We start from the raw sequence: 20,297 nt of genomic DNA, 5'->3' as shown, positions 1-20,297 counted from the left end.
TCGGACGCTCTGTCGACACTGATTTCGTCCCAGCGACAGCCGGGCTACAGCAGGAGGTGCGCCAGCAACACGATGATGGCGACTTTCTTCACGAGGATGATGCCGATAATCAGTTGCGTCGTCGACAGCCCCCGGACGCGCTCGATGCCCCGCCGGAGGAACGCGGGCGACTGGGCGAGTTCAGCCACCAGTAACCGCCACTCCGCGCGGAACGTCTCGACGGCCGACCCCTCGCCGTCGGTGTAGGCGGCTTCCGGCCGCGGCAGCCACCGTGAGCCGGTGTATTCGAGTTCGACCAGCGACCCCTCTAAATGACTGGCCTGCTCGAACTGCAGGCCGTTCGCTTCACAGAGCCGCTCGACCTTGGCGATGTCGCGGTCGCTGTCAAGGTCGTAACGCCGCTGTATCGGGTCGGTCGCCCAGTCGAACTGGAACCGACAGACGAGTTCGCTCTCGCCGACCCACACGTCGACGATTTCGGCCAGTTCGACCGTTCCGGCCGTCTCTTTCCGCTTTTTCTGGAGGTGCTCGTACTCGGCGGGGGACTCCGTCGAAGCCGTCACCTGGGACTCCGTCTCGGGCATACCTTCTCGACACGAGTGTTCGGCTGACGACACTATACGTTTTCTCCCGCTGGAACGGTTTGGACTCCGCGACCGGGGCGAAACGAGGACCGGCCAACGATACAGTCAGATATCCACCGGACACCCGTTGACCTCGCCGCCGCGCATCCCCTCGGCGAGCCAGTAGATAGAGAGGATCAACACCGCGAGCGCAAGCAGTGCGAACTCAAGCCCATCCAGCGGCAGAAACAACAGCGAGGTCGAGACGCCGAGCAGCGACAGCAGGCCCAGCAGGACCGCCGACCCGCAGGCCGCACAGCCCGCGCCGAGCGTTCCGAGGACGACACCCGCGACGCCCGCGCCGCCCTGCTGGAGGTCGAGGCCGTGTTCGCGGAAGTGGTAGGTCACCAGCCCGACGTCGACGCCGGTGAGGGCGGCGACGACGACCAGCAGAATTCCCTGTGCAGGGTTGAACGACGTGCCGATGAAGGGATACAGCTCCCCGAGCACGCGCAGCCGACTGGCGAGCGGGAGCGACCCACCGACTACGAGGTCAAGCACCAGCGGGACGTTCAGCGAGACGACGAACAGGGTCAGCGAGACGATTGCGGCGATCACGGCGACCGCCGCGTAGACTGGCAGCGTGAGCACGAGCCTGACCGTCCGGCCCATGAGCCGCCAGTCCCCTCGCGTCGTCGGCAGGCGGAGCCCCTCTGCGGTGCTCATCCGTCGTGCTCTCCCAGCGCCTCCGCGATGAGTTCGTAGCTGACGCTCCCGTTGACCTTCGTCACGAACTCGCCGTCCTCGAACAGCAGGATAATCGGCGTCGTCTCACCCAATCCGGCGTCCTCGGCCGCCTGAATATCGGCCTGAACGGCGTCATCGTGTGCCCGATCCCGCGCGTCGCTTGCGACCGCCTCGCCGTCGATGTCGGTCTCCTCGGTGAGAAACGTCGCCGTCCGCGCCAGAACGTTGTCAGGGTCGAACGACGACTGCTCGGCGAAGTAGTGACCGAACAGCGCCCAATACGCCTCGCTGTCGCGGGCGAACGTCGACTCCAGCGCCTGCGTCGCCGGCTCACCCCAGGGATAGATCACGGGGTAGGTCCGGACGACGTACGCGCCTTTGCCCGCGTCCACGATGTTCTCTCGGATATCCGGCAGTGTTTCCTCGTGGAAGCGGCGGCATGTGGGGCAGGAAGGGTCTTCGAACGCCAGGATGACGTGGCCGCCCAGTTCGCCGCGGCGGGGCTGGGCGTCGAGGTCGGCGGCCGCCGGGTGGCTGTCGACGGATTCGGCGCTGTCCGCCTCACCACTGCACCCCGCGACTGCGCCGACGACACCCACCCCGGAAAGTGCTAGAAAGCGTCGTCTGTTCATATACGACTGGTTGGCCCGCGTTGGTTTAGCGTTTGTTCCACTATGTGGCCACGATGAGTAACCGTCTTGTCGCCAGCGGCGGTAGCATCTGCCGGCCGATGACGACGACTCACGGGGCCGAACCGGGGTGACTCCCCGGTGGTGACGAGCCCTATGAGTGCCGAGGCTCTTACCCCAACTGGTAGCTGTAGCTGACGACCGTTTGCCACGGGTATCTCTGCGGTTCGGTTGCAACTGACATGATCTGGATCTGGGACGACAGCGACTGCGATGACTCTCCTGTAGAGAGCCCCTCTGTGGAGATCCCCAACAGTTAGGGACTAAATTGTACACGGTTTTATTGTTTTGCTATCAATGTTGATATTCTCGGCAACGGTTTTTTGACTATCATTAGCTACAGGTTGAGCAATGATAGATGAGAGAGGGGAGCCATGGACCGGGAGCCGGCGACGGTTACTCGGGATGCTCGCAACTGGCGGAACCGCGACGCTGGTCGGCTGTTCGACTGGCGGAGAGACGGAAGCAAGTACAGCCGAAAGCGGGGGCGAAGCCGCCGGGTCGACCGACGGCTCGCTGTCAGTCGTCGTCAGTTCGAAAGGCTACACAGAGCAGTTGAACCTCGGGTACATCGCCTACGAATTGCTCGCCAACAACACGGGTGTGAGTCTTGTGGACGAAACCGGCTTCGGCGGGAACGCTGCACACGCCGAAGCGTATCAGGCCGGCGACATCCACGCGTACTACGATTACATGGGGTCACTGTGGGCTGCGCACCCGCCCAAGCACGACGAAGCCGACTTCGCGACACCTGACGAGCAGTACGAGGCGTTGAAGTCCGAGATGGAGTCGGAACACCCGATTCGGATTCTCGACCGCGCGGACTGGCAGAACACATGGGCCGTGTTCATCCGCGAGGACGCTATCGAAGGGACCAGTATCGAGACAATCAGTGACCTCGCCGGCTACGTCAACGACGGGAACTACGACATCAGACCGGCGTTTGGCGACGGATTCAGGACTCGTAGCGACGGCTTCGATGCTTTGCTTGAATACTACGGGTTTGAGGGCGAGCATGTGGCGCGCTGGGAGGCAGAACAGGAGTTCATCGAGGCGGCGTCGGCGCAGGCGGCTGGCACGGCTGTCGACGAAGGCTACGCCGATCTCAGCTTCGGGTACAGCACCAGCGCGTGGCTCACAACCGTTGAAGACATCGTGTACCTCGATGACGACCGGAACTTCTGGCCGTTCTTCCACCCGGTCGGCGTCGTTCACGAGGACGTCGCGACGGACGCCGTGGTGTCGGCGCTGAACAAGATGCCGGACGCCATTCCGGACGCGAAAACGATGCAAGAGCTGAACAGTCACGCAACCGAGGTCGGCAGCCAGCAGGCGGTTGTTGACCACCTCACGGCCAACGGCTTCATCTGACTCAGTATGGAAGAATCTACAGCACATGCAGGTGACGGTGACGACGAATCAGCAGACGCGACAGAGCCAGCGGCCTCGGACACGACAGCGCTGGAGCGAGCGAAAGCCGTTGCGCTGCTGCCAGTCCGGTCGTACCTCGTCAAGTTCGCTGTTGCGTTGCTCGTGATCGTGGTACTCATCGCGGCCGGCGGGTTCTGGGTGCAGGGGAACGCAACTGCCACGCTCGAAGACGACACGGCACAACAGCTCGTACAGGAGGTCAACGCCGAGTCCGGCCTGTTGAACGAGTGGATTGAGCGCAACGAACGGCCGGTGCTCGTCGCGTCAAACAATCCGCTGCTCGGTTTCAACGCGACGCGCGAAGACCAGCAGGCCTACACGGAACGACTCGCCGCGGATGAGCTCCAGTCCGACCGCGTCGCTGCCGTCCACCTCGCAGATCCCACTGTCGGCACAGCGGGGGAGGCAAGGATCGTGGCGAGTACTGACGAAACGCTCCGCGGAACGCGTGTCACATCGGACGCACATCCGTGGGTCGACCGGACTCGGTCTATCGGCCGCGACACAGTGGTTTCATCGAACCCGTACACGAACGCGAACGGCAAGCGAGTGGTCAGTTCGATGAGTGTCGCCGCCGACTTCACACACGTACTCGTGGTCGAGTACGACGCCAGCGACCTGAGCAAGCAGTTCAGCACTGGTATCGACGGGACGTTCACACAGGTGGTCCGCCCGACATCGAGTTCGACTGAGGTGTTGTTCTCCGACGCCGGCACCGATGCCGTCGGACAGCCGTACATCCCGAACCAGTCACAGTCCGAGATTCCGGAGATCAGCACGGCTACCGAACAGGGAACCTTTACCGACACGCCAGCGAAGGACACAGTGCTTGACACCGACCACGTCGCCGCGTACGCGACCATCCCCGGCACAAACTGGGTCGTTATCAAGCACACGCCTGCGGCGAACGCGTTCGCGCTGAGCGAGCAGATTCGGACTGATATCCTGGCGTTCATCCTGCTCGCGCTCGGTGGTGTGGTCGTCGTTGGTGGAACGATTGGACGGAACACGGCGACATCCGTGCAACAGCTCTCTGCGGCCGCTACTGCCATCGAGCAGGGAGAGTACAATGTCGACGTTTCGAGCTCTCGCCGGGACGAAATCGGTCAGTTGTTCACGTCTATCGGGAGTATGCGCGACGCACTCGTCTCGAAAATCGACGAAGCCGAGGCTGCCCGTGAGCAAGCAACAGACGCCCAGGAGGAGGCCGAAGAAGAGCGAGCCCGCGCCGAGCAGGCAAAGGAAGAGGCTGAGACGCTCGCGGCGGAACTCGAACAGCAAGCGGAGGTGTACAGCGACGTGATGGAAGCGTGCGCGGACGGTGACCTGACCCGGCGTCTCCCCGAAACCGAGACCGACAACGAGGCGATGGCGGCTATCGCGTCGTCGTTCAACGATATGCTCGCACAGTGGGAGCGCACTATCGTCGACATTCAGGAGTTCGCGGAGACCGTCACAGCCGCCAGCGAGGAGGCCGAAGTCGGAGCGACTGACGCCGAGCGTGCGAGCGGCGAGGTCAGCGAATCGGTTCAGGAGATCGCGGCTGCCGCCGACGAGCAACGCGATATGCTGGACACGGTCTCGGGAGAGATGACTGACCTTTCGGCAGCTATCGAAGAGGTGGCTGCGTCCGCTGACTCGGTTGCGGAGCACTCGAATCAGACCGCTGACGTCGCCCGAAAGGGGGAAGACACGGCCAGAGACGCGCTCGAAAGTTCACGCAGAGTACAGGAGGCAATCGACACGACTGTCGAGAACGTCGAACAGTTAGACGAGCAGATGGCGGAAATCAGCACCATCGTCGAGCTGATCGCCGACATCGCCGAGCAGACGAATATGCTCGCGCTGAACGCGAACATCGAAGCTGCCCGTGCCGACAAAGACGGCGAAGGGTTCGCCGTCGTGGCCGACGAAGTCAAGGAACTCGCCGGGGAAACGCAGGCATCGGCGACCGAAATAGAGCAACTCATTACCGACGTCCAGTCCCAGACGGAGACGACTGTCGACGAGGCCAGAGTCGCTGAGGAGTCGATGGAAGCAGGCATCAGTGCGGTCGAAGAGGTCATGGAAGCGTTCACAGAAGTGTCGGAGTACGCCGACAAAACGGACGCCGGCGTCCAGGGGATCAGCGACACCACTGACGATCAGGCCGCCAGTACTGAAGAAGCGGTCTCGATGACCGAGGAAGTCGCCGACCTCAGTGAATCCACTGCCGATGAGGTACAGAGCGTGTCCGCCGCCGCAGAGGAGCAGGCGGCCTCGATGTCGGAGATCAACGACAGCATCAAATCGCTGAGCGGGCAGGCCGAGCAGCTCAAGGCGCTCCTGTCGGAGTTTGACGTCGCTGCCGACGAAAGCGAGCAATCCCGACACCGCTGATCGACAACAGCGTGAACACAGACTGACGCTCGGAGCGGTTCGGCACACGCGTTTTCCTGTACCGTTTCGCCGCGTGTATCCACAACAACACGCAACGCGTCCCAGTACGAGCAGTGATGGAGTCGCAATCCGCGTTGCAGGGACAGCGTGAACCGCCTCGGCCTGCTCCGCCTGTGGATGGTCGTCGAGCGGCTCCGACCTCGCCGGTCGGTTTCGGCGCGTGGGAATCCCCAGTACGCCTTTATTTTGGTCGGGCGAGCAACACATATGAGCGTCATCTGTGAGTTCGAGTTGCAGTCCGCGGATATGCCGCTATGTGCGGTCGCTGCCGAACTGGACACCCGGCTGATCGTCGACACCGTCGTCTCGGGAACGACCGCGGAGCCGGCACTCGTGTTCTCCGCGACGGGCGTCGAACCGGATGCCCTCGAATCGGCGTTGCTCGGCGACGAGTCCGTCGTGGAGTTTGTCGCCATGGACTCGGCTATCGTCGAGTCCCGCTATCGGGTCGTCCTCGATACGGACTACGTCGAGATGTACACCCAGCTCGTCGACCGGCAGACGTATCCGATGGGTGCGCTCGTGACCGAACACGGGTGGAAGGTGAGCACGCAGTTCGCCGACCGAGCAGACCTCGAAGCGTTCCGGGACACCTGTCAGGCCAGCAGTGTCACGTTCCGCCCGCATCGGCTCTGCGAGACGGAACACGGCGGCGACGACTACGGACTCACCGCCCCGCAGCGAGAGGCGCTGCTGGCAGCCCATCGACTGGGCTATTTCGCCGTCCCTCGCGGGGCAGACCTGACGGAACTCTCGGCGGAACTCGACGCGACCACGTCCGCGATCTCGGAGCGCCTCCGACGTGGAACGGACCAGCTGATCGACCACACGATCGCCAGCTCCGAGCAGTGACAGCAGGCCGGCCGGAGCGGAGCGGTTCCGGCGAGACGCCCCCTCTTATAAATTGCTGGACATATGTTGGCAACGGTTAGGGCTGGAGGTTGCGTAGCACTACATGACGGTGACCCAATATGACCATCCACCAGCACCCACACGTCACTGATCGCGACGCACACTTCGTCGGCGGCGGTATTGCCTCTCTCGCTGGCGCGGCGTTCCTCGTCCGGGACGGCAATATGCCCGGCGAAAACATCCATGTCTACGAAAAGCTGGACGTCGTCGGTGGCGCGATGGACGGCGCTGGCGACCCGGACGAGGGCTACCTGATCCGGGGCGGCAGGATGTTCAACTACCCGACGTACGAATGTACGTGGGACCTCTTCGAGACGATTCCGTCGCTCGAAGACGATTCGCGTTCGGTCAAAGACGTGATGGACGAGTTCAACGAAGCGCACCCCTCGTACGCGAAAACGCGGCTGATGCACGAGGGCGAGCGAATCGACGCGGGCGAGTACGGACTGACGAGCCAGCACCGGCAGTCGATAGCTCGGTTGCTCCTCACGCCCGAACCGCGACTCGGTGACACGCGCATCGAGGAGTGGTTCGACGAGTCGTTCCTGGAGACGAACTTCTGGTACGTCTGGGCGACGATCTTCGCGTTCCAGCCGTGGCACAGCGTCGCCGAAGTCCGGCGGTACATGTACCGGTTCCTGCATGAGTTCCCGCGCCTGCACACCATGGAGGGTATCGACCGGACGAAGTACAACCAGTACGACTCGATGATTCTCCCGCTCCGGCGCTGGCTCGAAGACAGGGGCGTCACCTTCGAGCACGGACACGAAGTGACGGATATGGACATCGTCCCGTCGCGGACGGGACGCACTGTCGAGCGGCTCTACTGTGAAACCGACAGCGGAACGGAATCGGTCCCGGTCGAGTCGTCCGACCTCGTGTTCGTGACGAACGGGTCGATGACCGACGGCTCGTCAGTCGGCGGGATGGACGAGGTACCCGACCTGAACGAAACCGGCGCGTCATGGGAGCTGTGGAAGTCTATCGCTGAGGACAACCCACAGTTCGGCGATCCGTCGGTGTTCGCGGACAACGTCACGGAGACGAAGTGGGAGTCGTTCACCGTCACCCTGCACAACACCGAGCTGTTCGACCACATCGTGGATTTCACGAACGAGGAACCGGGCAACGGGCTCGTCACTTACCTCGGGTCGAACTGGCTGTTGTCGACGGTCGTCGCCGGCCAGCCGCACTTCGCGAACCAGCCGGACGACGTGAAGGTCTTCTGGGGCTACGCGCTGTTCCCGGACCGGGAAGGGAACTACGTGGAGAAACCGATGTCCGAATGCACCGGCCGGGAGATCCTCCAGGAGCTGTGTTACCACCTGCAGTGCGAGGAACGGCTCCCGGAGATACTCGACGACGTGACCTGCATCCCGGCGATGATGCCGTTCATCACGGCGCACTTCCAGCCCCGGGAACCCGGTGACCGGCCCGAGGTCGTTCCGGACGGGTCGAACAATCTGGCGTTCCTCGGACAGTACGCCGAACAGCCGCGGGACGTGGTGTTCACCGTCGAGTACTCGGTCCGGTCGGCGATGACCGCCGTCTACGAGATGCTCGACCTCGACCGGGAAGTCCCCCCGGTGACCAAACACTACCGGAAGCCCGGTGTCATCGCGGACACTGTCCGCGCCGCGTACCGCTGAGGGAGTCGACGGCGGTACGGGCGCGGACATTCCAGCACTTTAGTATGGTGACGGAGATGGGTGTGTATGAACACACCGCCGCTCGCCGTCCGGAGGCTGCGATGGTAAACCTCGCGCTCTCGGCGGCACAGCTTGTCTTGGCGCTGGTACTCGTGGGACTGAACGGCTTTTTCGTCGCCGCGGAGTTCGCCTTCGTTCGCGTTCGCGGCACCTCTGTCGAACAGCTCGCCGACGAGGGGAAGGCCGGCGCAGGCTCGCTTCAGGCAGTGATGGCGGACCTGGACAACTACCTCGCGGTGACCCAGCTCGGGATTACGCTCGCCTCGCTGGGGCTGGGGTGGGTCGGTGAGCCCGCCGTGGCGGCGCTGCTGGAACCTGTTCTGGCCCCGGTACTGCCGGAGAGCCTCCTCCACCTCGTGGCGTTCGCGATCGGGTTCACCATCATCACCTTCCTCCACGTCGTCTTCGGCGAACTCGCGCCGAAGACGTTCGCGATTGCACAGACCGAGCGGCTCTCACTGTTGCTCGCGCCGCCGATGAAGCTGTTTTACTACGTGTTCTATCCCGGTATCGTCGTGTTCAACGGCTCGGCGAACGCCTTTACGCAGTTGCTTGGTGTCCCGCCGGCCTCGGAGACGGACGAGACGCTCGGCGAGCGTGAGATACGCCGGGTGCTGGCCCGGTCCGGCGAAGAGGGGAACATCGACGCGGCGGAGGTCGCCATGATAGAGAGCGTGTTCGACCTCGATGATACGGTCGTCCGAGAGGTCATGGTCCCGCGCCCCGACGTCGTGAGCGTGCCGGCCGACGCCACGCTGTCGGATATCCGGGCAGTCGTTTTCGACGAGGGACACACTCGCTATCCGGTGGTCGACGCCGACGACAGCGACCAGATCGTCGGATTCATCGACGTCAAGGACGTGCTACGGGCCGGCGAGGAAGGCAACGAAAACACGACTGCCGGCGATATCGCTCACGAGATACCGGTCGTCCCGGAGACGACCGCTATCAACGACCTCCTGTTGCAGTTCCGGCAAGACCGCCGGCAGATGGCCGCGGTCATCGACGAATGGGGGTCGCTCGAAGGCATCGCGACAATCGAGGACGTGGTCGAGGCCGTCGTCGGCGACCTGCGCGACGAGTTCGACGTCGACGGCCGCGAACACGCCATCCGCAAGCGAAGCGACGGGAGCTACGACGCCGACGGCGGCGTCCCGCTGTCGACAGTCAGTGAGGCCCTCGGTGTCGACCTCGACAGCGACGCAGTCGAAACCGTCGGCGGGCTGGTACTGAGCCATCTCGACCGCGCGCCGGAAGTCGGCGATACCGCCGAAGCGGCCGGACACGCGTTCGAGGTGACAAGCGTCGACGGCACCCGTATCTCGACGGTTCGGATTCGAGCGAACGACGGCGACACCCCGACCACCGACTGAGCCGGTCCCAGACCCGGGTGACGAGAACAGGGCCAGTCACGGAGTGCCGCCCGTCTACAAGGGAATCAGTCCACGACGGCCGCCAGGCTTCGGTCAACGGCTCGCTCGACGTGCAGCGCCGTCGTGTCGAACAGTGGCGTGTCGGGGCAGTCCGACTGTTCGACGAGGAGTTCGATTTCGGTACAGCCGAGGACAATCCCTTGTGCCCCCGCCTCCACCAGCCCGTTGATGACGTCGAGATACCGCGCTCGTGAGTCGGGGCGCACCTCGCCGGCGGTCAACTCATCGAAAATAATCCGGTCGACATCCTCGCGGGCGCTCGGGTCGGGGACGACCGTCTCGATGCCGTGTGACGCGAACCGGTCGTGGTAGAACGCCCCCGACATCACAGTGTCCGTCCCCAGGACGCCGACGGTCTCGATGCCCGCAGCACGGATCGCCTCCGCCGCCACGTCGACGATGTGGAGGAACGGCACCGAGAGTGCCTCGACCAGTTGGGGCGCGACCCGGTGCATCGTGTTCGTCGCCATCACCACGAAGTCGGCTCCGGCGGCCTCCAGGTCCAGCGCCGCATCAACGAGAATTGACGCGGCGCTGTCCCAGGCCTGGTCACGGATACACTGCTCGATGGCGGCGAAGTTGACGCTCCGGATGACGATATCGCCTGCACTGTGCCCGCCGAGTGCGTCGTTGATTCCGCGGTCGATACGCCGGTAGTAGGTCCGCGTCGACTCGCTACTCATCCCGCCGAGGACGCCGATTGTCTGCATCTCGCCTAGTGGCATCGTGGTGACACTCAGGAGGCCCTTCCCAGCGAGATCGCTTAGCGGTTCCGCCCCCAAGCTCGCCAGTGAGCGTCGACTAGGAGGAGTTGGCCTGGGGTACGCCCTCAGAAGAACTCGGCCAGATACACCGGCTCGGACTGGAACACGGTAGCGAGCGGGTCCCGAACCGAGTCGTCGCGTATCTCCAGGCCGGCCACTCGCGCGGCGGCGTCGACGCCATGGGTCCCGACGGCCAGCTGGGAGAGGGTCGCAATATCCACCGACGCGTCGGCCGACGGCGGCTCGTTCCGGTTCGCGACCGAGTCGACGCTCGCCGAGCCGTTCTCCACGGTCAGCCGAAACAAGCCGTCATTGCGGTCGAGCAGCGGGTCGCTGACCGAGAGGGTACAGGCGAGGTCGGCGTCGGGCCAGTCGAGACGTTCGAGATGAGATATGTCGGTGAGCCGCACCATCGGTCCGGCCTCGACGGTACAGTCGACCGCGCCGGGGTCGTCGACGCGATAGAGGAGGTCGGCGTCGGGTGGCAACTGGAGTGTAACGCGCTCTATCTGTGCGCCGTGGGTCCCGAGGAACGCGAACAGCGCGCGGCGACCCTCCTCGTCGGCGGCCGCGAACTGTGTGGCCGAGAGCGTGTGGTCCGCGTCATCCGCGACGGTGTACACGACGTACCCACGGAGGTCCCCGTCGCGTTCGTAGCCGTAGCAGTACGGGACGCCGTCGTCGTCCCAGTCGGCGAGCGTCCGCTCGCGCCACCACGCTTCCGAGCGGCGGAGCGAGAGCGCCGCCCCGGCGGCTGAAGCGGTCTCGACCCGACGGAGCCGCTCCCAGTCGTCGGCGTCGAGGCGGACCAGCTGTCCGGCGGTGGAGTGGTCCGGGAGCGCCGACGGCGGCAGGTCGTAGCGGTGGTAGGTGTTCGCCGTTCCCCAGCCCAGGCGTCGGTAGAACGGCGTCGAGAACGGCCAGAGGGTGACGAACCCGACATCGGCCTCGCGGTACTCGTGTAAGGCGTGCCGACAGAGGTCGGCGGCGTATCCCTGCCCGCGGTATTCTGGTGGCGTCGCGACCGCGCCGAGGCCGCCGACCGTCGCCGCTTCGTCGCGAACGGTCGTGTCGAGATAGTAGAGCTTGCAGACCGCACGAAGGCTGTCGTCGTCGTAGAGGCCTCGCTGGTCGAACAGCGACGGCGGCCAGTCACTATCGGGCTCCGGCGTCACCGGACCCGTTTCGGGCGCGAACGCGTACTGGAGCATCCGCTGGCAGGCTTCGCGGTCAGTCGCCGGGACGGGGCGCAACTCGGACATACCGTCCCAGGTGTTCGCCAGCTACAGAAACCTAGTCATCTGTGGACCGACGCCGTGGCCGTCCCCGAGTACTGAGCCGTCACGGAACGTACCAGATACCCCGGTCACGGTCGAGGACCGACCCGACGACGATGTGCGGGAGCGCGACGATACTGATGAACACGCTCCAGAACGCCACCGCGCCGGGGAGCAGGTCGCTCGTCCCCAGTGGGTTCGGGAACGCCCAGTAGACGGCGACGAGGACGCCGAAGGTGGCCAGCGCCCCGCCGACGAGGACGACCCAGGCGCGCAGTGCGACGGTCGAGGGGTCCGCGCCGCCGAGCAGGTCCCAGCGCTCGTCGCCGACCGGCTCTTTTTCGACGGACGCCGTCCGCGCCACCTGTCGGGCGGAGTACCAGAACGGGAAGTACAGGCCGACGGCGACGAGGACCGGAACGAACGCGAAGTACGCTGCCAGCAGCAGCGACTCGCTCGCGTCGACGAGCCAGGAGCGGCCGCCGCCGCGCACGTAGCCCAGCAGGATATGTGTCACCAGCGCGAGACCGTAGCCCGACCCGATGACGACCCGGGTCGTGTCGAACGAGCCCGCGTACGACGAGAGTGCCCCGGGTTCGACGAGCCCGACCATCAGCGCGCTGAACGCGTGGAACGTCTCCGGCCAGAACACGATGGGGACGAGCATCACCGCGCCGCCGCGGACGGCCGCTGCGAGCCCGCGCTGGAACCGTGTCCGGAGGTGCTCGGTGCCGCTCGTGGCTTCCAGCACCTGCAGGCCGCCGAGCCCGCCTTTCGCCATCGCGACGGTCAGCGCCAGCGCGAGGCCGGCGACTGGCGCAACGAGGAACAGGCCGACGAACCCGCCGATGGCCGCCAGATACACCGCAACGTAGCGCCAGCGAAAGGCGGGGCGGCGGCGCCGGAGGTTCTCGAAGTGCTCGTACCCGCCGTGGGGGAGATTGAGCGCGACCATCCCGACGAGGTACACCACCATCTGGGCCCGGAGCGGGACTCTGACGCCGACAGCGCCGAGGAGACCGAAGGAGACGGCGAGTACCAGCAGGCTCGCCCGTGAGAGCCAGAGCGACGGATGGCGGTCGGTGTCCCGATGCCGCTGCCAGACGGACCCCAAGCTGATCGTTCGCATATGGCGAGGCTAGGGAAAAGCTCATAATAAACGAAAGAAGCGATTCCAGCGAACTGGGAACTGGCTAGTGGGTTAATTAAGAAATGTCTGTTATGAGGTCCTGAGAATCCAGGCAACCCTTTTTCAGTCATAGTCGCTAGCGGCTGTTATGCGTGATGGCCTCCCTCGCGACCGGACGGTGACCGTCGTCGGCGGCGGCTTCGGCGGCCTCTCTACCGCGTGTTACCTGGCCGACGCCGGAGCCGACGTGCGACTGCTCGAACGCCACGACCGCCTCGGCGGCCACGCGGGCGTCCTCGAACGCGACGGCTTCCGGTTCGACACCGGCCCGTCGTGGTACCTGATGCCCGACGTGTTCGAGCGCTTCTTCGGGCACTTCGACCGCGAGCCCGCGGACTACTACGAACTGGAGCGGCTGGACCCCCAGTACCGGGTGTTCTGGAAGGACGGCGACCGCGTGACGATGCGGCCCAACCGCGAGAACGCCCGCGAGGTGTTCGAGTCATACGAGGACGGGGCCGGCGACGCGCTGGCCGAGTATCTCGAACGGGCCGAGCGGAACTACGAACTGGCGATGGACCGGGTCGTCTACGAGGGCCGCGAACGACTGCGTGACTACGTCGACACCGACCTCCTCCCGCTCGCGCCGCGGGCGCGGCTGTTCGGGTCGATGGACGACTACGTCAGCCGCTACGTCGACCACCCGAAGCTCCGGCAGTTGCTCGAATACACGCTGGTGTTTCTCGGCGGCGCACCACACAACACCCCGGCGCTGTACAGCATCATGAGCCACGTCGACCTGAACATGAACGTGTTCTACCCCGAAGGTGGCATTGCCGGCGTCGTCGACGGTCTCGGGTCGCTGGCGCAAGAACTCGGCGTCGACATCCAGACCGGGACGGAGGTCCAGCACATCGCCGGCGAAGCGGGCGCATTCGAACTGACTACCGACGACGGTGTCGTGGCCTCCGACATCGTGGTCAGCAACGCCAACCCGGCCCACACCGAACGAAATCTGCTGGACCCTGCAGACCGCGACCACGACCCGGACTACTGGGACGACCAGACCTACGCACCGTCGGCGTTCATGCTGTATCTCGGCGTCGAAGGCGACGTGGGTCCGCTGGCGCATCACTCGCTGGTGCTGCCGACGGACTGGGACGACCACTTCGAGCAGATATTCGACCGGCCGGCGTGGCCCGACGACCCAGCCTACTATCTCTCGGTCACGTCGAAGACCGACGAGACGGTCGCCCCCGACGGCCACCACGCCGTCGTCGTCCTCGTCCCCATCGCGCCGGGACTCGACGACGGGCCCGTGATTCGCGAGGAATACAGGGAGTTCGTTCTGGACGACCTCGCCGAACAGACTGGGGTGGACCTCCGCGACCGCATCGTCGTCGAGGAATCGGCGTGTGTCAGCGAGTTCGCCGAGCGCTTCGGCGACCCGCAGGGGACGGCGCTCGGGCTGGCCCACACGCTGTTCCAGACCGGGCCGCTCCGCCCCGGCCACCGCGCCGGCCTGGACGGCCTCTACTACACCGGAGCCTACACCACGCCCGGTATCGGGATGCCGATGTGCCTCATCAGCGGCGAACACACCGCCCGCGATATCATCGAGGATAGCCCGTTCGAGACGAAACGGGACCGCTCGGCCTCGACGGCGGACTGACGCCGCGACCGAGTGGCAGTTCGTGGGACGGCTCACAGTGCGCTATCGCGGCACACACCGCGGCGGAGCCTCGAACGGTTTATTGTCCCGCTTCAGGTAACGGGGGCATGGAGAAGCTCCGCGAGTCGCTGCACGAGGCCCCGATCATCGACAAGGATGGATACTCCTACCTGGTCCACCCGCTCAGCAACGGCGTCCCGATGCTGGAGCCGGAACTCCTCCGCGAGGTCGTCGTCGGCGTGACGCGGGCGGCCGACCTCGACGTGGACAAGATCGTCGCGCCGGAGGCGATGGGCATCCACATCGCGACCGCGCTCTCACTGCAGACGGATATCCCGCTCGTCGTCATCCGCAAGCGCTCCTACGGCCTCGACGACGAGGTCCCGCTGCACAAGACCACCGGCTACTCCGAATCGGAGATGTTCATCAACGACATCGAGGCGGGCGACGACCTGCTCATCGTCGACGACCTGCTCTCGACCGGCGGGACGATGGCCTCCATCTGTGAGGCGCTCGACGACATCGGGGCGAACATCTCGGACATCGTCGTCGTCTTCCGGAAACAGGGCGAGTCGGCGCTCGACGACACCGACTACGAAGTGACCAGCCTGCTCGACATCTCGGTCGACCAGAACGGCGTCACTATCCACGACTGATACTGTCGGCTGTAAGTCTGTAAAGAATTTCGCCACCCGGGGTGGCGAATATCTTAAAATAGTTACAGCCAACAGTATGAGCCGGCAGTTCAGGCCGGCTTATTCTCGTTCGACAGCGGCGGCCATGTGCTCTCGGGCTTCCTCGGGCGTCATCCCGCGAACGCCACACGCACAGGAGAGCAGTTCGGGGTCAGTCAGGTCGTCGACCTCCTCGGCGCTGGCCCGTTCGAGCGCGTCGTCCGCGGCGTCGTAGTCGAACGTCACCCGATACGTGACCTGTGCCACGCCCTCGATCTGGTGGGACTCGTCGGGGTCCGGGTTCGCGATGGCGTCGGCGTGCTCTTCCTGCATCGCGGACTTCCACTGTTCGAGGTTCGCCTCGGGGTCCGAATCGTCGGGCATACGCTGGCTGTCGGCGGGGAGACTGAAAAAGCGAGCGCTGACGAGCCGGTCAGGCGGGTGCCGGGTAAGAGGTTGGCTCTCGGAACGCTTTTTCCGCCGGCAGACTCCGGTTTTCCTGTGGTCGACTTCCGCTTCGTCTCCGACCGGCCTCGGCTCCTGTTGGCCGCCGCGACTGTCGTCGCCAGCGTTGCGACGGCCGGCAGCCTCTATCTCTCGCTGGGCCTCGGACTCACGCCCTGTCGGCTCTGCTGGTATCAGCGCATCCTCATGTATCCGCTGGTGGTCGTTCTCGGCATCGCCGCCGTCGAAAACCGTCCCGGTGTCGTCCGGACGGCGCTGCCGCTGGCGGTGCCGGGGGCCGCCATCGCGGCCTACCACTCCTGGCTGCAGGTGAGCCAGACGACTTGCGGCATCGGGGCGGTCAGTTGCGCGCAGATCCAGTACCGGGTGCTCGGTCTGACCGTGCCGAACCTCTCGCTGGTGGCGTTCGTGCTGGTGACTGGGCTGGTCGTCGCGGCGTCCGTGAAGCGGTCGTAGAGTACCGGACAGCCTTCGCCGGGACCAAACCCCTTTTTCGGGTAGCCCCGCGTGGCTCCGGTATGGAATACACCAGACTCGGTTCGACCGGAACGACGGTTTCACAGCTGTGTTTCGGCACCTGGCGCTTCGGCCGGGAGACCGGCGGCGTCGTCGAGACTGACCGTGATGAAGCCCACGAACTGCTGGACGCGGCGTGGGAGCGGGGCATCAACTTCATCGACACCGCCAACGTCTACGGCAACCCCAACGGCACCAGCGAGGCGTACATCGGCGACTGGCTCGACGACTACGACCGCGAGGACTTCGTCATCGCCTCGAAGGTGTACTTCCCCTTCGACGGCCGCGGCGAGCCCGGCCCCAACGACTCTGGTCTCGGCCGCAAGCACATCCGCGCGCAAATCGAAGGCACGCTCGACCGTCTCGACACGGACTACCTCGACCTCTACTATATCCACCGCTGGGACGAGCACAGCGACATCGAGGAGACGCTGTCGACGCTCGACGACCTCGTCCGCGCGGGCAAGGTCCACCACCTCGGCGCGTCGACGATGGCCGCCTGGCAGCTGACGAAGGCGCTCTGGAAGAGCGACGTCGAGGACTACGAGCGCTTCGAGGTGACACAGCCGCTGTTCCACGCCGGCTACCGCGACGACGTGAAGGACTACCTCGACGTCTGTGCCGACCAGGACATGGCCGTCTGTCCGTACTCGCCGCTGGCCGGCGGCTTCCTCACGGGTAAGTACGAGCGCACGGACGACGACGACCCGACGGCCTTCGAAGGGCCGGAAGGCTCGCGGGGCTCGCTGTCCGACCGCTTCGAGGACTTCTACCTCTCCGAGCGCGGCTGGCACGTCCTCGACGAGCTCCGCGCCGTCGCGGACGAACTCGACGCCACGCCCGCGCAGGTCGCGCTCCGCTGGCTCATCGAACAGCCGGACGTCACCTGCGTTCCTATCGTCGGCGCGCGCACCGTCGACCAGCTCGACGAGAACGTCGGCGCGGCCGACATCTCGCTGTCCGACGACCAGTTTAACCGGATTGTGAGCGCACGCTACGCCGAGGACGGCGAGCGCTGGGGCCACCGGGCGTAATCGGGATACAAACTGATCGAACCGCGTTGTAGTCGGGACGGTCCGCTGTCGTTCGCAGGAGCGTTCGATCTAATCGTGGCCGGGTCGGAACCCTGACCGACTGCTGACGGCTCTATGATGCCGATTTGCTGGCCCTGTCACCGGACGCAGTCACTGCCTCAGGTGCAATCGTCCCGAACAGCCAGACTGCGCCGCCAGCGACGAGAAACAGGCCGCCAAGCGCCGCAACTGCTGTGGTCGCCGTAGTTGCATCCGCCGCCACCCCAGCAGCAAGTGCCAGCGGCGTCCGGAGAGCCATATACGACATCGAGACCGCGGAGAGCAACGTCGCCCGCCCGACCGCCTCGACATGGTCGTTAATATACCCGTTGGCGATGGGCTGGACCAGCGGCTTTGCGGTTCGTATCGTCGCGAACGTCGGTAGTGCCACGAGCGCAATCCACAGCGGTACCACGAGCGCGACAGCCGTCAGGGCTGGCACGACGATCACGGCTTTGCGGACGCCGAGACGGGCCTCAATTGCGCCGGCGTAGTAGCCGCCAGCGGACGAGACTGCTGTCAGGGCGGCGTACAGCACACCCAGTCCGAGCGCGAGCGCCGCGCCGGCCTCGCCCGCTCGCGCCGCCGCGATCGGACCACCAGCGGGGACCTGCACGCCGAGAGCGGCGACGTACGGCCCCAGCGTCTCGACCGCCATCGGCTGGATGTAGGTGTGAGAAACGCTCAACACGGCATAGAACAGTCCGATGTACAGTATCAGTGCCCGGAGCGGCGGTCGAGCCAGATGCGTGCGGATGACGGCGACGGTTTCCAGCGGATCGAGACGGTCGCCGGAGTCAGCGTCACCACCCTGGTCTGCGTACTGCCGGTTCTTCGGCAACGAAAGCAGTGCAATGGACCCGAGGCTGTTGAAGCCGACCGCAGCAACGAACGGATAGATCGGGTCCAGCCCGTATAGCAGGCCACCGACAACCATTGAGACTGCCGCAGTCCAGTTCTGCATCGCGTCACCCCGGCCGCGGATATGGCTGAACTGCCCGCTGTCGAGTCGTTCAGAGAGTGTATCGTACAGCCACGCATCCATACTCCCCGAGCGTAACGTCAGCGCCAGCGCCCACAGTGCATAGAGGAAGCCGTACCAGAGGAACCCCGAAGCGAGAACGAAGCCTGCGAGTGAGGTAACGGTGAACAGCACGCTGAGGAGGAGGCTCGCACGCCGCCCGAGCCTGTCACCGACGTAGCCTGTTGGTATCTCGCCGACGACTGACAGCGCCGAACAGACCGCAGAGAGGACGCCGACCTGTGTGAACGTCAGTGTTCGCAGGAGAAACAAGGTGAAAATGGGAGTTATGAATCCGACCGAAATCGTGGCACGGTACAGGTAGTACCGGCGCACTAACCCACGGTCGGATACCGGTCCGAACATACGGACGTTGTCACTTTCGGGGGACTAAAGCACTTCCTGAAACGCGATTCAGTACAATTTTTGATAGGAGAGCGCAGATATCAGCACCCAACGATAGTACTGCAGGGTACTGTGAATCGTCAGACCGTTTCCGATGGGTCGGTGATCTCATCAGCGGCCGGATACACGCCGACCTGGTCGCAGTGACCCGCCAGCGGGCAGGCGTCGGGGTCGTCCAGACAGGCGGGCTTCCGGGCGCTACAGTATTCCCGGCCGAACTGAATCATCGCCGTATGGCCGAAGCCGCATTTCGCCGCAGGGACGTCGCGCTCCAGATATTCGCGGACAGTCTCGTGGTCGGCGTCGGGCGGGGCCAGTCCCATCCGGCGGGCGATGCGGTGGACGTGCGTGTCGACGGGGAACACGCCGCCGCGACCGCCCGCGAACAGCAGGACGCAGTCGGCGGTCTTCGGGCCGACGCCGTTCATGTCGAGCAGCGTCGACCGCACCGCCTCGGGGTCGCTGTCGCGGACGAACTCGTCGAACCCGGCCTCGCCGCCGTACTCCTCGCAGATACGCTGAGCGAGGGCGATGATGCGCTCAGATTTCTGGTTGTAGAGCCCGGCCGAGGAGATGGTCTCGGCGAGTTCGGGCTGGTCGGCGTCGGCCAGCGCGCGGGCGAGGTCGGTGTCGGCGTCTCCCTCGCCGTCCGCGTCCCCGCCGTCGCTCCCGTACCGCGCCATCAGTTCGTCGTGGGCCGGCTGGCTCGCCTTGTCGGAGGTGTTCTGGCTGAGAATCGTCCGAACAAGACACTCGAAGGCGTCCCGGCCGCCGTAGGTCTTCGTCCAGTACATTTCGCCGAGGCGGTCCACGATAGCTTCGGCCCGCGTCCCAGCCGTTTCCGGGTCGAACGTGGCTGACTGGCCCCCGCCAGCGGTCCCGCCGCTGATGTTCTCCGCTGGTTCCTCGTCGTTCATAGTCGATGTCAGGGCTGGCGAACCCAAAACGCCTGCCCCGAAATTCCGCACCAGTGCAGGTTCGTCGGACGCCGGTGGCTAGGAAGAATCAGTACCTCACAAAGCGTCACCCACTAATCCGATCTGAGTCACTTCTTCTGTCTCGATGAGCCGTCTGTAGCGGTCGATCTTCGCTGNTCAGTACCTCACAAAGCGTCACCCACTAATCCGATCTGAGTCACTTCTTCTGTCTCGATGAGCCGTCTGTAGCGGTCGATCTTCGCTGAGGGTGGATGGAGCTGTCGCTGTCGGCGGCGATCAGCCGCCGACGCAACAGTGTTGCCACTCCCGAAGAGGCGTGCTCGATCGGTGATTATCGGTGGAACCGATCGTCAGGTGGCCTATTCGCGGGGACGGCCCGACGCACAGCGAGGGCCGTCCACGCTGCTCGGCACAGCATGTTGATGAACTCCTCGAACGAC

General features: G+C 64.8%; 18 protein-coding genes. 9 read left to right on the top strand and 9 right to left on the bottom strand.

The genetic code is table 11. From position 1 onward, the window contains the following. Window positions 1–44: 44 nt before the first annotated feature. The 3 genes from C442_RS16235 to C442_RS16225 form a co-directional block, all read right to left on the bottom strand. Window positions 45–584, bottom strand: a complete 540-nt coding sequence (locus tag C442_RS16235) for a hypothetical protein (protein ID WP_008312354.1) — start codon at window positions 582–584, stop codon at window positions 45–47. A 105-nt stretch (window positions 585–689) separates the two neighbouring features. Beyond that, window positions 690–1,289, bottom strand: a complete 600-nt coding sequence (locus tag C442_RS16230) for a hypothetical protein (RefSeq protein WP_008312352.1) — start codon at window positions 1,287–1,289, stop codon at window positions 690–692. Beyond that, window positions 1,286–1,942, bottom strand: coding sequence for a DsbA family protein (locus C442_RS16225; protein WP_049943061.1), 657 nt, complete (start codon window positions 1,940–1,942; stop codon window positions 1,286–1,288). Before C442_RS16225 ends, C442_RS16230 begins: the two co-directional genes overlap by 4 nt. Window positions 1,943–2,350: 408 nt before the next feature. Between C442_RS16225 and C442_RS16220 the strand changes: the two genes are divergently transcribed. The 5 genes from C442_RS16220 to C442_RS16200 all read left to right on the top strand — a co-directional run bounded on the left by C442_RS16220 (window position 2,351) and on the right by C442_RS16200 (window position 9,863). Beyond that, entirely contained in the window at window positions 2,351–3,370 is a 1,020-nt protein-coding gene (locus C442_RS16220) for a glycine betaine ABC transporter substrate-binding protein (RefSeq protein WP_239642325.1), read from the top strand. Between the two features lie 6 nt (window positions 3,371–3,376). Further along, on the top strand, window positions 3,377–5,809 hold the full coding sequence (locus tag C442_RS16215; RefSeq protein WP_008312346.1) for a methyl-accepting chemotaxis protein: 2,433 nt from the start codon (window positions 3,377–3,379) through the stop codon (window positions 5,807–5,809). A gap of 267 nt (window positions 5,810–6,076) precedes the next feature. Beyond that, entirely contained in the window at window positions 6,077–6,721 is a 645-nt protein-coding gene (locus tag C442_RS16210; protein WP_008312344.1) for a helix-turn-helix domain-containing protein, read from the top strand. A gap of 119 nt (window positions 6,722–6,840) precedes the next feature. Continuing rightward, window positions 6,841–8,430 (top strand): oleate hydratase, encoded by a 1,590-nt coding sequence (locus C442_RS16205; protein ID WP_008312341.1) that lies wholly within the window; start codon window positions 6,841–6,843, stop codon window positions 8,428–8,430. Window positions 8,431–8,486: 56 nt separating this feature from the next. Further along, window positions 8,487–9,863: a hemolysin family protein gene (locus tag C442_RS16200; protein ID WP_008312338.1), complete on the top strand. Its 1,377-nt coding sequence runs from the start codon at window positions 8,487–8,489 to the stop codon at window positions 9,861–9,863. A 65-nt stretch (window positions 9,864–9,928) separates the two neighbouring features. On the opposite strand, the gene C442_RS16195 is transcribed toward C442_RS16200, so the two are convergent. The 3 genes from C442_RS16195 to C442_RS16185 form a co-directional block, all read right to left on the bottom strand. After that, complete coding sequence (locus tag C442_RS16195) at window positions 9,929–10,648, bottom strand: aspartate/glutamate racemase family protein (protein WP_049943060.1); 720 nt, start codon at window positions 10,646–10,648, stop codon at window positions 9,929–9,931. 104 nt (window positions 10,649–10,752) lie between these two features. Next, on the bottom strand, window positions 10,753–11,949 hold the full coding sequence (locus C442_RS16190; RefSeq protein WP_049943059.1) for a GNAT family N-acetyltransferase: 1,197 nt from the start codon (window positions 11,947–11,949) through the stop codon (window positions 10,753–10,755). Window positions 11,950–12,028: 79 nt separating this feature from the next. Next, the gene (locus C442_RS16185; protein ID WP_008312333.1) at window positions 12,029–13,093 is read right to left on the bottom strand and encodes a Brp/Blh family beta-carotene 15,15'-dioxygenase; all 1,065 of its coding nucleotides are present in this window, start codon (window positions 13,091–13,093) and stop codon (window positions 12,029–12,031) included. Window positions 13,094–13,241: 148 nt separating this feature from the next. Here C442_RS16185 and C442_RS16180 point away from each other — a divergent pair, with 148 nt between their 5' ends. Further along, window positions 13,242–14,765, top strand: coding sequence for a phytoene desaturase family protein (locus tag C442_RS16180; protein WP_008312332.1), 1,524 nt, complete (start codon window positions 13,242–13,244; stop codon window positions 14,763–14,765). Window positions 14,766–14,872: 107 nt separating this feature from the next. Beyond that, a complete protein-coding gene (gene hpt, locus C442_RS16175) occupies window positions 14,873–15,421 on the top strand; it encodes a hypoxanthine/guanine phosphoribosyltransferase (protein WP_008312331.1) in 549 nt (182 codons plus the stop codon). A 99-nt stretch (window positions 15,422–15,520) separates the two neighbouring features. On the opposite strand, the gene C442_RS16170 is transcribed toward hpt, so the two are convergent. Further along, window positions 15,521–15,823, bottom strand: coding sequence for a hypothetical protein (locus C442_RS16170; protein ID WP_008312330.1), 303 nt, complete (start codon window positions 15,821–15,823; stop codon window positions 15,521–15,523). Window positions 15,824–15,940: 117 nt separating this feature from the next. Between C442_RS16170 and C442_RS16165 the strand changes: the two genes are divergently transcribed. Together C442_RS16165 and C442_RS16160 are read left to right on the top strand one after the other, a co-directional pair. Further along, window positions 15,941–16,360 (top strand): disulfide bond formation protein B, encoded by a 420-nt coding sequence (locus C442_RS16165; protein WP_008312328.1) that lies wholly within the window; start codon window positions 15,941–15,943, stop codon window positions 16,358–16,360. A 62-nt stretch (window positions 16,361–16,422) separates the two neighbouring features. Further along, window positions 16,423–17,454: an aldo/keto reductase gene (locus tag C442_RS16160; RefSeq protein ID WP_008312327.1), complete on the top strand. Its 1,032-nt coding sequence runs from the start codon at window positions 16,423–16,425 to the stop codon at window positions 17,452–17,454. A gap of 112 nt (window positions 17,455–17,566) precedes the next feature. Here C442_RS16160 and C442_RS16155 read toward each other — a convergent pair whose 3' ends face one another. Together C442_RS16155 and C442_RS16150 are read right to left on the bottom strand one after the other, a co-directional pair. Then, entirely contained in the window at window positions 17,567–18,880 is a 1,314-nt protein-coding gene (locus tag C442_RS16155; protein WP_049943058.1) for an MFS transporter, read from the bottom strand. A gap of 119 nt (window positions 18,881–18,999) precedes the next feature. Further along, a complete protein-coding gene (locus C442_RS16150) occupies window positions 19,000–19,836 on the bottom strand; it encodes an endonuclease III domain-containing protein (RefSeq protein WP_008312323.1) in 837 nt (278 codons plus the stop codon). Window positions 19,837–20,297: the final 461 nt, after the last annotated feature.

Source organism: Haloarcula amylolytica JCM 13557, assembly GCF_000336615.1.
In the GTDB taxonomy this organism is placed as follows: Archaea; Halobacteriota; Halobacteria; order Halobacteriales; family Haloarculaceae; genus Haloarcula; species Haloarcula amylolytica.
Note: the sequence above shows the minus strand (reverse complement) of the source record. Positions and strands in the feature narration are given on the sequence as shown.